Below are 13,830 nucleotides of genomic sequence, written 5' to 3'. Positions count from 1 at the left end.
AAGATGGCTTATGCGCTCAGTACAAAAAAATCTGCGGACGAGCCGCCCCAAACCAGGGCGCATTGGCTCGATCCCACGCGTATTCCGGCCCATATATGGGTGATCGCAGTTTTTCTTTTACTGGTTCCGACTTTCACCAGTGAATTCACGCAATATCAGATTTTTGGTTGGGCCTTTATCCTCGGGATGATCTCTCTGTCGCTGATGATCCTGGCCGGTTATGGCGGGATGGTCAGCTTAGTACAAATGACGGCCGCGGCGGCAGCCGGCTATGCGATTGCTATATTTGGAGCAAGCGCCGTAACCGAGATCAGCTTTGCATGGCCTTGGCCTATCGCGGTAATAATCGCGATTTTTGCATCAGTATTAGTTTGTATCATTTCAGGCGCGCTGGCGATCCGGACTGAGGGCATCTATACAATAATGATCACTTTGGCCATTGGCTCGGCGTTTTTTTACTTTACTCGACAAAACTATACCGTTTTCAATGGATTCACTGGATTTAACGGCGTTCAAACACCTGTGCTCTTTGGAGTAAACTGGAAAGAACCAACACCGTTTTATTACCTCACGCTGGGCATAGCATCCGTAAGTTATTGGTTCACAGTGCATTTAGCGCGCACGCCATTCGGCCTGGCCCTGCAAGGGGTAAGAGACAATCCTCGGCGCATGGCCGCGATGGGCTTTAGTGTAAATGCCCATCGTTTGGCGGCCTATGCAATCGCAGGCGTAATTTCGGGTATAGCCGGGATCCTTTTGGTTTGGTCAAACGGACAGATCAGCCCAAACACAGGATCTGTCGGGCCAATAATCGATATTTTGGTGATCACAGTAATAGGCGGCATAAACCGACCAATTGGCCCATTTGTTGGCGCGCTTCTTTACGTTGTGCTGCGCACTTATTCTTTGGATTTTCTAAATGCAATCGGTCTGGATGGAGAGCGTTTCAAACTTGTTATTGGCCTTACATTTTTAGTGATCGTTTATTTTTCACCAGATGGCATGTGCGGTATTTGGGACCGGTATATTAAGCGATTGTGGCAACCCGTCAAATTGGAGGAGCATAATGGCTGAAGCAGCACCTCTACGCGATGTAGGTACCGAATTCGCATTGGAATTAACCGGATTATCCAAGAGCTTTGGGGCACTTGTCGCTTTAAACGATATTTCATTGAAAGTACGGCCCGGAGAGCGCCGGGCCGTATTGGGCTCAAATGGAGCAGGAAAAACAACTCTATTCAATTGCATCACGGGTGACTTTCCTCCCGACTCCGGCTCTGTAAAATTTTTTGGGGAAGATATTACGTTTTTTCAGCCCCATGAACGCATCCGACGCGGTTTAAGACGAACCTATCAAATTTCCTTGCTCTTTAATGGGCTTACCGTTCTGGAGAATATTTATCTTGCATGCCGAGGCGTTTCGAGCGGGCGTTTTTCTTTGTTCGGTGTAAACCCTAGTGACCCCGTTTCAATCGCTGCGGATGAATTGATAGAAATTGTAAATCTGCAAGATGTCCACTCTTCATTAGTATCAGACCTGTCCTATGGTCAGCAACGTCAACTTGAAATAGCATTAGCGCTGGCAGGCGCGCCACGCCTCATTCTTTTCGATGAGCCTGCTGCGGGATTATCTCCAAAAGAGCGCTGGGACCTCATACAAATTCTCACCCGTATGCCGCAACATGTTGGCTACATCATAATTGAGCATGATATGGATGTTGCACTTTCGGTCTCTAACCGCGTTACCATGATGCATAATGGTCGCATTTTCAAAGAAGGTCAGCCAAGGCAAATTGAAAATGATCCAGAGGTTCAGGCGCTTTACTTAGGAAGCGGCCATGAATGAAACTCCACAAAATCCCGCTCTAGATATCAGAGGCCTTAATGTTTTTTACGGGGCCAGCCACGCCTTGCAGGGGGTTGACCTCGCCCTGCCATCAGGAGTGATGTCCGTCGTTGGTCGTAACGGTATGGGGAAAACAACTTTATGCAAAGCGATCATAGGATTAATTCCTATAGCGTCCGGTTCCACGGCGCTCTATGGCAAGCCGATATCCAAAGCCGATCCAGGCTCAATCTCTCGTTCAGGTGTCGGATATGTTCCCCAAGGCCGCCGGCTTTGGAAATCGCTCACTGTAGACGAGCACTTAAAAATGCTCGAAAAGCCCGGACAACCCTGGTCGGTTGAACGAATCTATGAAGTATTTCCACGATTGGCTGAGCGCAAAAATAACGGAGGCGCTCAATTATCCGGAGGCGAACAACAAATGCTCGCGATTGCGCGCGCATTGCTGCAGAATCCAAGGTTACTGATCATGGACGAACCGACTGAAGGTTTAGCCCCAGTCATCGTTGATCAAGTTGCCGACCTGCTCGTTACGCTCGCTGCGCAACGAGAAATGGATGTTCTGGTTATTGAACAAAATATTCGCATCGCCTGTGCGGTTTCTGAGCAGGTTGCGATAATGCTGAATGGTCGTATCAATCGCTTGATCGACTCGACCCGATTGGCTGCAGATAAGGGATTGCAGCAGGCCTTACTGGGTGTTGGACGCCATAGTGAGGAAATGGCAGATGCCAATCTACCTCAAACCACAGTTCGAAAATCCCGGCAAAAGCCAACGATGATCTATTCTGTGAATCCCAAGAATTTGCGGCGCTGGTCTGCCGAATTAAGCGAAGCAAGGATCCGTCGAAAGGCGCGGGCCGTGACAACAACCTCAACCCTAACGCTGCCACAAGCCTCGGCGCTTATTCGCCAGAGCCCCGTAGGAGCAAGCGCAGGTATCGTCTTGGTGGCGGGCACACTGGACACCAAAGCTGCGGAATTACGCTATGTTAGAGACATTTTACGCCGCAATGGTTTGACCGCGCGACTGGCAGATTTATCGTTGCGCAGTTCGGTGACAGGCGCGGATATCCCTTCTCATGAAATCGCTACTATTGACACGAATACGAGCCGCCCCCTCGGAGACCGCGTTGGGCAAATGGCTGACGCTTTTGAGGCATATGTATCAAAACGCCCCGATATTAGGGGTATAATTGCTTTGGGAGGATCAAGCGGGTCAGCCGTTGCAGCTCCTGGTCTGCGGGCGTTGCCTCTCGGCATTCCAAAAATACTAGTCACGACTATGGCCTCAGGAGATATCTCACCATATATCCGCGGCTCTGACCTGATCGTAATTCCGTCAGTCGCGGACATATCCGGCTTAAACCATATCACCGGTCAAATTCTTGCTAATGCCGCAAACAGCCTGTCTGGTATGGTTAAAGCCCGCCAGAAATCTGGGCAAATTCAAGTGGAACTGCCAAGTGTTGCTTTATCCATGTTTGGAATTACCACAACATGCGTCACCAATCTCTCCAAACAATTAGCAGAAAGTTATGAATGCATCACGTTTCACGCCACGGGTTGGGGTGGCCAATCGATGGAAGCTCTTGTTGCAGAGGGGCAAGTCTCAGTGGTTTGCGATATTACAACAACTGAAATCGCTGATGAAATCGCAGGAGGTGTATTAAGCGCAGGCGCCGAGCGACTAGACGTCTTTTCCCGCATAAATGTGCCATATTTGGGCGCTGCCGGTGCGTTGGACACTGTAAATTTCGGCGCCCGCGACACGCTTCCAAACTGGGCTAAAGAAAGAACGCTTCTTACGCATAACTCACATGTCACTTTAATGCGCACGAACGTTGAAGAATGCCAAAAAATTGGCGCTTTTATTTCTAAGAAGCTGAATAAAATGCTTGGTCCATTTGTGTTTCTGCTGCCCGAAGGTGGAGTATCACATCTTGATAGAGTTGGGGGACCTTTTGAGAATAAAGAGGCCAATGAAGCTCTCTTTAAAGCCATTGAAACCGGTGTTGAGCAATCTTCGCATCGCCTTATCCTCCGCGTTCCCCACCACATCAATTCCCCGGAATTTACCCGTGTAGCTCTGCGCGCATTTAGGCAGATTGAAGGAAAACTGGAAGAGAGAGAACTTCGCTATGACAGAAAGTAGGGCAAATTTATTGGCGCGCTTTGGAAGCTTGCGTGAGCGCGGGGAAGTGATCATCGGCGGCGGTGCAGGGGTAGGCATTTCTGCCAAAGCACAGGTTGTCGGAGGCGTTGACTTTCTTGTTGTGTATAATTCTGGCCGATTTCGGATGGCCGGCCTTGGTTCTTTAGCTGGTCTTATGCCCTATGGCAATGCCAATGAGGTGATGCTTGAGTTGATCAACGAAATCACTGCAGTTTCCAATGGAACGCCCGTCATTGCCGGCATTTGTGGAACGGATCCCACCACCTCAATGGACAGGATTTTGGACAAAGTGAAAGAACGTGGATGTGCCGGGGTACAAAATTTTCCCACCGTCGGGCTCTACGACGGAATGTTTCGCAAAAACCTTGAAGAATCCGGCATGTCTTTTAGCAATGAAGTCGACATGATTGCCAAAGCAAATGGCAAAGGATTACTTACAGTCTGCTACATCTTTACCCCGGAAGAAGCACGCCTCATGGCAATTGCAGGGGCAGATTTAATTGTCGTGCATTTCGGCCTAACCCTTGGTGGCTCAATCGGCGCGCAAACCACTTTAGATTTGGAAGATTGCACTGGAATTCTGGATAAATGTGCCCAAGCAGCGCAAGACATAAACCCTGATATTTTCATTCTCTGTCATGGTGGCCCCGTTGCAATGGCTGCAGATGCAGAATTTGTGATTCAAATGGCGAAAATTTGCCATGGTTTTCTGGGCGCAAGTTCAATGGAACGTTTGCCCACAGAAATCGCCATTGCTCGCACAGCGCGAGAATTCAAAGACATTCGAACAACAACTCAAAAGGTGAACCCATGAGCGCGCCCCTTATCGGAACCCTAATCTCTTGGCTAATTTTACTTGTAATCGTGATCGCCGTGCTGTTTTGGATTTTACGCATTCTTTATCGCCGCTCAACAAAGGAAACATCTTTTGTTCGTACGGGATTATTCGGCGAAAAGGTTGTAATTGATGGCGGTACCTTGGTGTGGCCGATGGTCCATAATATCACTCCGGTTAACATGAGCACGCTGCAGCTTTCAATCAGCCGAACCAGTGAACAGGCTCTGATAACAAAAGACCGCATGCGCGTGGATGTCGAAGCAAATTTTTATGTACGTGTTGCCAAAACCAAAACTGCCGTTTCAAGCGCTGCCACCACGTTGGGTTCCCGAACCATGCGCCAGGAGAGTTTGCTGGATTTGCTGTCAGGCCGTTTCATTTCCTCGTTGCGCGAAGTTGCTGCGGAAATGTCGATGGAAGAGATCCACGAACACAGGTCGGATTATGTTGCTCGAGTCAAAGCCGTAGCATTGGATGCTTTGGCAGAAAACGGTCTAGAATTAGAATCTGTAGCGATCACAGAATTTGACCAAACGGGTCTAGAATATTTCAACCCATCAAACAGGTTTGATGCGGAAGGCCTGACCAAGCTGATTTCTGACATTGAAGACAGAAGGCAAACCCGAAACGATATAGAACAATCCGCCAGCGTCGCCATTCGCAGCCGCAATCTGGAAGCGGAAAAGCGTGCAAACGAAATTTCGGTTGAAAGTGAAAGCAGCCGCCTGTTGCAAGAACGCGAAGTTGAGCGCCTGAGGGCAGAGCAACGTATGATTGTTGCTAGGGAGCAAAGCGAAAGATCGGCAGAAGCAGAAGCTGCTAAATTGGCGGCCCTTGAGGCGACCGAAACGCTCCGCATTAATCAAGAAAAAGCCGTGAATAAAGCACGTATCGCTTCAGAACTGGAAATAAGGCGCCACGAACTGGCCCGGCAAAGCGAAATAGAAGCTACCGAAATAGACGTAAATAAAAAAATTGAAATGGACCGTATCTCTCAAGAAGAAGCCTTAACGCTTGCGCGCATCAGCAATGATGCCAAGATCCGCAATGAGCAGATTGCCAGCGAAGAAGAAATCCGTAAGCGCGAAATCACCCGTGAGCGCGTGGAGCAGGAGGAAGCAATCGCGGCCGAAAAAGCCGTTGAGTCCGCCAGAATCGCTCGCGAGCAAGCAATCACTCAGGAAAGAGTCACCTCCGAGGCTTTAATCAATACCATCGAAATTGCAAAATCTCTCCAAGTTGAAAAACAAAAGATTGAAAAGGAGAACGAAACTGAAATTCTGCAAATCGCGCAGTCCGAAACACTACGATCTGCAGAAATAGCGCGCGATAAAACCCTAGAGAGGTTGCAGGTAGAACGCCAAGCAGCACTACGAGAGGCTGAAATTGGCACTCGTGAGGATATTGAGAGGGCCAGAATTCTATCCGAACGCGGACTTGATGAAGCACGTATCAATCATGAACGTGATCGCAGTGAACAAGAAATTAGTCGCGAGAAAGCCCTCGAGGAAGCTCGTCTTGAAAAGGACATTGCGATCGCCGCCAAATCTATAGAACAGGCAGAAGCGCGCATTGAGGTTGAATCCGTGCGCGCCCGTCTGGCCTTAGCTGAGGAAGAAGTCTTAAGCGCGCGCGCAACAGAAGAAGCTAACCGGCGGCGCGCCATAGAATTAACATTGGCCGAAAAAGACGCCGAAGCCGTTAAATTACGCGCAGCCGGCGATGAGGTGGCCGCAAAGGTTAGAGCCGAAGCGCAAAAACTAATTTATGAAGCTGAAAACATGCTGACCGATGAAGCACGCAAAGCGCTGTTCCGCACAAAAATGCTGGAACATGTTGAGGGTATTATTTCTGCATCCGTCAAACCAATGGAAAAGATTGGTGAAATCAAAATAATGCAATTATCAGGCATGAATGACGGTGGCGCAGGCTCTGGCAAAAATATGACTGACGAAGTGATTAACAGCGCCCTGCGCTACCGGGTTCAGGCGCCAATGATTGACCAACTGCTATCGGAAATAGGCATCGAGGGGGGCAGTCTGTCAAAAATGGGCGGTCTTATCCGCGAGGCACGCGATCTGGATAGCATCTCAAAATCTGTCGAAACCAAAAAAAGCGAGGATAAAAAGTAATGCCACGTATCTTTGTTTCTTCGGTAATTCCTGCTCCAGTCGAGAAAGTCTGGGAACGCATTAGAGATTTCAACGCCTTGCCAGATTGGGTACCCATGGTTTCTGAAAGCCGCATACAAGAAGATATGCGCTCCGATCAGGTAGGCTGTATTCGCGAATTCTCTTTGCAAAACGGTGACCGCATCACAGAGCAATTGGTCGCTTTATCCGATTACGATATGTCGGTCTCATATAAGATGCTTGTGACTCCGATGGCTTTAGAGAATTATTTCGCAACGCTCCGCCTGACGCCAGTCACCGAAACTGAAGAAACCTTCGTAGAATGGTCTGCTGAATTTGATTGTGCGGCAGAAGACGCAAAAGATCTTATAGAAACGATTTCGGTTGGTGTTTTTGAAACAGCCCTTAAAGCGCTTGCGCGCCGACTTCAGAGTTGAAACATGCCCAGCGTAATGACATCTCATATAATTCCGGCGCCTGTAGATGCGGTTTGGAATATGGTGCGCCGGTTCAACGGCCACGACCAATGGCATCCTGCCATTGCAAAAAGCCAAATTGAAAATGGAATCCCTGAGGATCAAATCGGCTGTGTAAGAAATTGGAGATTAAGTAGCGGAGAGAAACTCCGCGAAAAATTATTGGCGCTTTCTGATGCGGAAACAACGCTTCGGTACTGCCTAATCGAAACCCCGATCCCGCTTTATAATTACGTTGCAGAATTGCGCCTTATTCCGGTGACTCTTCAAAACCATTGTTTCGTTCATTGGAGCGCGCGATTTCAAACGCCGAAAGACCGAGCTGAAGAACTAGTAAACTTGGTTCAAAATGGCGTTCAGCGCGCCGGCATTCAAGCGATTGAAAAGGAGATTACCGCTCATGTCGATTGACATATCGCGTCCCAAAGATCTTTCCACAGCCTCGCAAATTCTGGCCCAAGATCGCAACGCATACATCTTGGGCGGCGGCACGGGTTTAATGCGGCGGATTCACGAAGGCGATCAAAATGTCCGGCACTTGATACGTGTACAGGATTTGGAATTAGGCAAAATCACGCGTTTGGGAACCGCTTTTCGCATTGGCTCGCAGGTCACAATGACTCAGCTACTCGCCGAACCAGCTCTGCAGTTCTTACACGCCGCCGCAGCCTCTGTGGGTGCCCCTGCTCTGCGGAATATGGCAACTATCGGCGGAAATTTATTTTCTCGACCGCCTTATGGAGATCTGACAACGGCCTTGCTGGCTCTTGAGGCTCACGTGGTTTTCATGAATGGCAATAGACAAGACCAACAAGCTCTCGAGGAATTTTTGAAACGTTCTGGTCCACGCAAGTTGGTATTTGCCCTAGAGATTCCCACCACAACGAATAAAAAGTTTTTTTATCATAAAATGACCCGTAGCCACCCTCGCGGGGCATCACTTATCACGCTTGCAAGTTCATTCCAGTATTCTGCAGGACGCCATTCAATGGCTCGTATAGCTTTTGGTGGACTGGGCGGGCGCCCCTTTCGCGCACTAAACGTAGAGCGCGCGCTAACAGGCGGCCTTACAGCGGCCAGCATCGATGCAGCCTGCGTCAGTTTGAAAAATGGAACAGAACCTTTTTCTGATGCTCTTGCCAGCGGCTGGTATCGGATGGAAATGGCGCAGCTTCATCTGCGCCGCATATTAACCGATTTGCTATGAGGGAAACTATGAAACCGACGCCTCTTCATTTTACCCATAACGGGCGGCCCATTTCAGTTTTTGCCGATAGCGGCGAAAATTTATTGTCCTTGTTGCGATTAAAACTTGGGGATCAAACCCCAAAATACGGATGCGGGCAAGGCGGATGCGGCGCCTGCAGCGTAAGAATAGACGGAGAATTGAGATTGGCCTGCTTAACACTTGCCGAGACAATATATGGAACAAATATAGAGACGGTAGCAGCAATATCCACTCCAGAGCTTGACCCATTACAAAAGGCTTTCATGGACTATTTTGCCGCCCAATGCGGCTATTGTACGCCCGGAATGATCTTGGCCGCGCGTACTCTTCTAGAAACCAATCCTACACCGACACGAGACGATGTTATCGATGCCATTTCAGGCAATATTTGCCGCTGTACAGGCTATGAGCCGATTATAGACGCAATAATGGCGGTTGCCCAAAGCGAGGTTTTGTCATGAGCTTAGATTTTCGAAAAGATATTTTTGCGGATGAAAGAAATGATGATCTCAATGTCGTTGGAAAGCCGATCTTGCGGCAGGATATATTGGGCCATGTTACGGGTACCTCGCCATTTTTTGATGATCATAAGTTTGAAAATCTGCTTCATCTCAAATGCGTCCGCTCTCCACATCATCACGCACGCATTATCTCAATCGATATTTCTCACGCAGAAAAAATGCCTGGCGTAAAACGGATCATTTTAGCAAAGGACGTTCCAGTAAACCTTAACACGCTTTTAAGTTTGTTAGAGTTCGGTCGGGATGATGAACCTACCTTAGCTGAAAAAAAGGTCGCCTATCTTGGTGAACCAGTTGCAGCGGTCATTGCGATTTCCGAACAGCAAGCGCTCGATGCGGTGGCAAAAGTTGAGGTGCATTATGAAGAATTGCCAGCAGTTTTTGATGTGGAAGAGGCTCTAAAGTCTAGCGCACCAAAAGTAAACGAAGCCTATCCGGACAATCATTTTCTCTTCAATGAAGGCAATAGCTTCCAAAAACTCCGCTATGGCGACACAACATCCGGATTTGCACGCGCAGCCCATATTATAGAAGGACGTTATCAATTACGCCCTATTGAACAAGCACCCATTGAACCAAATGGTGCCATTGCGGCGCCAGAAACGAATGACCGCTTTGTTTGCTACACGCCAACCCAAGGGCTGTTTTTTTCCGTAGGAACATGCGCCAAAATCCTGAATGTGGATCTAAACAAGCTGCATTTCATCGGAGGCACTGTTGGGGGCGCATTTGGAGGCAAAGTCGACAGCATATGCGAACCTCTGGCGATACTTGGCGCGATGATGACCCGACAGCCTGTGCGATATGTTCTAAACCGAGCAGAAGAAATGCAAGTTTCTGCACCTAGATCAGCCGAGCTTTGGGAAATACGCGATGCATTGGCCGAAGATGGCAGGCTCCTTGCCCGAGAGTTTAAAGGCTGGTTTGATGCAGGTGCCTATACGCGCCTAACATCATACGGGGTGGTTAAATGTACAGGCCATCTGCCAGGCCCTTATACAATACCAGCGATAAAATCTGATATATATTGCGTATTTACAAATAGAACTCCATCTACCGCCATGCGAGGTTTTGGCGTTTTAGGCGTTGATTTTGCAATCGAGCGTCAGATGGATAAAGGCGCCCGCGCCGTTGGCTTGGGGCCATTGGAATTCCGCCTTATAAACGCCTATCGCGATGGCGATATGAAGGCGACCCGGCGGCCCGCTTCGAATACAGCGCTTGTCGAATGTATTCAGGTCGCCGCTGAGAAAGCAGACTATCCACTAGAAATGCACTATCGAAACATGTCCTCAAAAACAGGCAGCACGCATGTGGAAATTCCTAAAACGGTGACAGAGACTGCAGTTTTGCCAGCCGGACATTCCACAGTAGCAAAAACAAACACGGCGCATGGCTTGGCAAAAGAAGTTGCAGAGCAAACCAAAATAGCAACACGAGGTACTGCGCAAGCTTCGAGTGTTTCGGTGGGATCCAAGCCGGCGGATCGTTTAGGTGCAAGCGCGTTATTAGAGCCCAACGACACCGCTTTTCAGAACACCCAGACAGCATCGCAAACGCAGGCTCCAGCATCAGAGGCACCTCCGCCAGGCTCTAAATTGCGTTACTCGCGATATAGCGCATCAATTAGGAGGCGATAGAAAATGGCCAAACACGCCGGAAGAGGAACTGTTGCTGTCAACTACCCGATCGGAATGAATTTGGGGGGTGATCCCTCACAAGCGCTCGTACATTCAAACCCAGAAGGGCAATTCACGGTCACGCTAAGCTCGATTGATCTAGGCCAAGGCATGAAGTCAGTCACCCGCCAAATTGCCGCCGAAACACTCGGTGTACCAATCGAACATGTCTATGTTGACACAGCCGATAGCGATACAGGCGCGCACTGTATGGGCAGCTTTGCCTCACGCGGCACCCATAGAGTGGGCAATGCAGTCATTGCAGCCGCAAAGGAAGCCCGCGCTGTGCTTATTGCCGCCGCCGCGCGTGAATTAGAAGTAAACGCAGCAGATTTGGAAACTGATGGCGCTGGGAATATTATTGTAAAAGGGGCACCCGAACGTTCTATCACCGTCAAAGAAGCCTCTGGTGCCGCGCAGTTTAAATATGGCGAAAGTGTCTCTGGAAGCGGAATCTTTCTGATTCCCTTATCAGAAGTTGATATGGAAACTGGAGAAATGAATACTGTCTCATGTTTTGCCCATTGTGCGATGATTGTCGATCTTTTGGTGGATGATCAAACAGGAGAAATTAGCAATATCCAAATTTACTCCGCCTATGAGATCGGACGGGCATTAAACCCCAAGCTATTAGAACAGCAATTGGTCGGGGGGGCATGGATGGGGTTAAGCCATGCAGCCTATGAAACCACAGAACCGTATTATCCGTTGCGCGAGCACCTGCCCTATGACTTTAGTTACTATGTAATGCCTGGACCGGGCGACCTTGCCAAGCATGATATTTCTATCCTTGAACGCCCCGCACCCGATGGCCCCTTTGGCGGGAAAGGCCCCGGAGAAATGTGTGCGAATCCAGTCCTGCCTGCGATTGCAAATGCCGTTTTTAACGCAGTCGGCGTTGAAGTTGACAGCCTGCCAATTTCACCTGAAAGCATCTTGCGCGCCCTAAAAGAAAAAAATGCCGCATGAAAAATGGCGCGCGTTTCAAAGGCCTTGGCTCGCCCCAAGACGTTCAGGAAGCGCTGTCTCAGGCGCTTTATATCGCGTCAGAGGATTTGGCCACCGCGATATACTTGGCAATGGTTTTGGGCAAACCGCTTTTATTGGAAGGCGCGCCAGGCGTGGGCAAAACCGAGGCGGCTAAAGCATTATCCGCCACCCTCTCCTGCGAGTTGATCCGCTTGCAATGTTACGAAGGGATTGATGCGAATACGGCGCTTTATGAGTGGAACTTTCCAAGACAAATTCTTGCCATGCGTCAGGCAGATGACGCTAAGTTGAATATTTATGATTCAGAATTCTTGATCGCACGGCCTTTGTTACAGGCGCTTCACTTACAGTCTGAAGGGCTTCTTCTGATCGATGAGATTGATCGTGCAGACCATGAGTTTGAAGCGTTGTTATTAGAGTTTTTGTCAGATTTTCAGATTACTATTCCTGAGCGCGGGCGCGTGTGCGCCTCTCAACGCCCATTTGTCATCTTGACCTCGAATAGAACCCGCGATTTACACGAAGCACTACGCAGACGATGCGTCTATCACTGGATAGACTACCCAAGCCCATCTCTCGAAGTGGATATCGTAATGAGCCGCGCCTCCAATGTTGCGAAGGCAACAGCCGAAGCTATTGTGGCCGCGGTTGGCAGATTGAGGGCCGAACCTTTGGCGAAAGCGCCCGGAGTGGCTGAAACAGTAGAATGGGCGGATGCGGCAACTTGTTTGAACGATTTGGGGGAAACTTGGCCTGAAGCTTTCCGCCGCTCCATCGGTGTGGTTCTTAAAGAGCAAGACGACCTCAGTTTTCTTGAACCTCGTATGCGTGAGATAATCGGATGACGAGCGATCTTCCTAACAAACTTTTAATAGGATTTTCCCATGTACTGCGGGGAGAAGGTTTTCTGGCAAGCACCGACCAATCAATATCATTCTTGTCAGCGATCAAAGCTTTGGGGCCCAAAAGCCTTACGGATATACGCAGGGCGGCGCGGGCTATTTTCGCCCCCACACCCGAACGCAGAGATATTTTTGAAAAATTATTTGATCAATATTTTCTGGGCCAAATCACAGCGCAAAAGGTGGAAAATGCCACAAATGAAGAGGCTGCAGAGCAGCCCATAGACACCCTAGAAGGTCAATCAGAAGATTCTTCCGACCCAGGCGTACAAGCCTCGGCTGAAGAGGCTACCTCAAAACGGGCATTCATCCCAATAGATGACACGGCAGCTTTAAAAAACTTTCGCCGCCTTGCGGTAAAAAGTCTACCCGAGCGGTTGACAAGACGAACCCGATCGAGCCGACACGGGCGCGGCATAGACCGGATCCGCACAGTCAAAGCTGCCAGCAAAACTGGCGGAGAACTGTTAAAGCTATTGCACAGAAAACGTCAGCTCAAACTGCGCCCCATTTTGTTGCTGATAGATGTGTCCGGCTCAATGAAATCTAACACCGAAAATGCTTTACGCTTTGCCCATGTATTGCTTAGCCTTCCCACACGGATTGAGGTTTTTTCGCTAGGCACTGAATTGACCCGCGTTACGCCAGCCTTGAAATTGCGCGCCCAGACGCAAGCATTCACAAAAATTTCTGAATTGGTAAATGATTTTGATGGTGGCACCAATTTGGGCGAAACTCTGAGCGCGTTATTGCATAATCCGCGCTATGCGGGGTTTGCGCGCGGCGCTATAGTCATTTCAATCTCAGATGGGCTGGAAGTTGGCAGAAGCGATGCGCTTTTGGGAGCGGCTCGCAAACTTTACTCTTTGGCATTTGCGCATATCTGGCTAACCCCTTTGGCAAAAACGGAAGATTTTAGCCCACAAACTGAGGCTTTAATGCGTATCGAACCTTTCATAGATGAATTTGGTTCTGCACTCTCTATTTCGCATATTTGTGCACATTTATTAGGTGCACCCATCCCAAAGGAGGTGGCATAAGC

The 13,830-nt window shown here is 49.1% G+C and carries 13 protein-coding genes; all 13 read left to right on the top strand.

Annotated features, from left to right (window positions below):
• Positions 1-3 precede the first annotated feature (3 nt).
• The 13 genes from GN278_07910 to GN278_07850 are packed head-to-tail and all read left to right on the top strand — an operon-like array spanning position 4 to position 13,828.
• A complete protein-coding gene (locus GN278_07910; GenBank protein XAT60738.1) occupies positions 4-1,074 on the top strand; it encodes a branched-chain amino acid ABC transporter permease in 1,071 nt (356 codons plus the stop codon).
• A complete protein-coding gene (locus GN278_07905; protein XAT60737.1) occupies positions 1,067-1,846 on the top strand; it encodes an ATP-binding cassette domain-containing protein in 780 nt (259 codons plus the stop codon). Before GN278_07910 ends, GN278_07905 begins: the two co-directional genes overlap by 8 nt.
• A complete protein-coding gene (locus GN278_07900) occupies positions 1,839-4,001 on the top strand; it encodes an ATP-binding cassette domain-containing protein (protein XAT60736.1) in 2,163 nt (720 codons plus the stop codon). Before GN278_07905 ends, GN278_07900 begins: the two co-directional genes overlap by 8 nt.
• A complete protein-coding gene (locus GN278_07895) occupies positions 3,988-4,836 on the top strand; it encodes a phosphoenolpyruvate hydrolase family protein (GenBank protein XAT60735.1) in 849 nt (282 codons plus the stop codon). Before GN278_07900 ends, GN278_07895 begins: the two co-directional genes overlap by 14 nt.
• Complete coding sequence (locus GN278_07890; protein XAT60734.1) at positions 4,833-6,992, top strand: hypothetical protein; 2,160 nt, start codon at positions 4,833-4,835, stop codon at positions 6,990-6,992. Before GN278_07895 ends, GN278_07890 begins: the two co-directional genes overlap by 4 nt.
• Positions 6,992-7,429, top strand: coding sequence for an SRPBCC family protein (locus tag GN278_07885; protein XAT60733.1), 438 nt, complete (start codon positions 6,992-6,994; stop codon positions 7,427-7,429). Before GN278_07890 ends, GN278_07885 begins: the two co-directional genes overlap by 1 nt.
• 3 nt (positions 7,430-7,432) lie before the next feature.
• Positions 7,433-7,879 (top strand): SRPBCC family protein, encoded by a 447-nt coding sequence (locus GN278_07880; GenBank protein ID XAT60732.1) that lies wholly within the window; start codon positions 7,433-7,435, stop codon positions 7,877-7,879.
• Positions 7,818-8,675 (top strand): xanthine dehydrogenase family protein subunit M, encoded by an 858-nt coding sequence (locus GN278_07875; protein XAT60731.1) that lies wholly within the window; start codon positions 7,818-7,820, stop codon positions 8,673-8,675. The genes GN278_07880 and GN278_07875 overlap by 62 nt, the downstream gene beginning before the upstream one ends.
• Positions 8,676-8,683: 8 nt before the next feature.
• The gene (locus GN278_07870) at positions 8,684-9,157 is read left to right on the top strand and encodes a 2Fe-2S iron-sulfur cluster binding domain-containing protein (GenBank protein XAT60730.1); all 474 of its coding nucleotides are present in this window, start codon (positions 8,684-8,686) and stop codon (positions 9,155-9,157) included.
• Entirely contained in the window at positions 9,154-10,857 is a 1,704-nt protein-coding gene (locus GN278_07865; GenBank protein ID XAT60729.1) for a molybdopterin-dependent oxidoreductase, read from the top strand. The genes GN278_07870 and GN278_07865 overlap by 4 nt, the downstream gene beginning before the upstream one ends.
• Before the next feature lie 3 nt (positions 10,858-10,860).
• Complete coding sequence (locus GN278_07860) at positions 10,861-11,865, top strand: molybdopterin-dependent oxidoreductase (protein XAT60728.1); 1,005 nt, start codon at positions 10,861-10,863, stop codon at positions 11,863-11,865.
• Positions 11,862-12,731: an AAA domain-containing protein gene (locus GN278_07855; protein XAT60727.1), complete on the top strand. Its 870-nt coding sequence runs from the start codon at positions 11,862-11,864 to the stop codon at positions 12,729-12,731. Before GN278_07860 ends, GN278_07855 begins: the two co-directional genes overlap by 4 nt.
• Entirely contained in the window at positions 12,728-13,828 is a 1,101-nt protein-coding gene (locus GN278_07850) for a VWA domain-containing protein (protein ID XAT60726.1), read from the top strand. Before GN278_07855 ends, GN278_07850 begins: the two co-directional genes overlap by 4 nt.
• Positions 13,829-13,830 lie beyond the last annotated feature (2 nt).

This window comes from Rhodobacteraceae bacterium Araon29 (assembly GCA_039640505.1).
In the GTDB taxonomy this organism is placed as follows: domain Bacteria; phylum Pseudomonadota; class Alphaproteobacteria; order Rhodobacterales; family Rhodobacteraceae; genus CABZJG01.
This window is presented reverse-complemented; position numbering and strand designations above follow the sequence as displayed.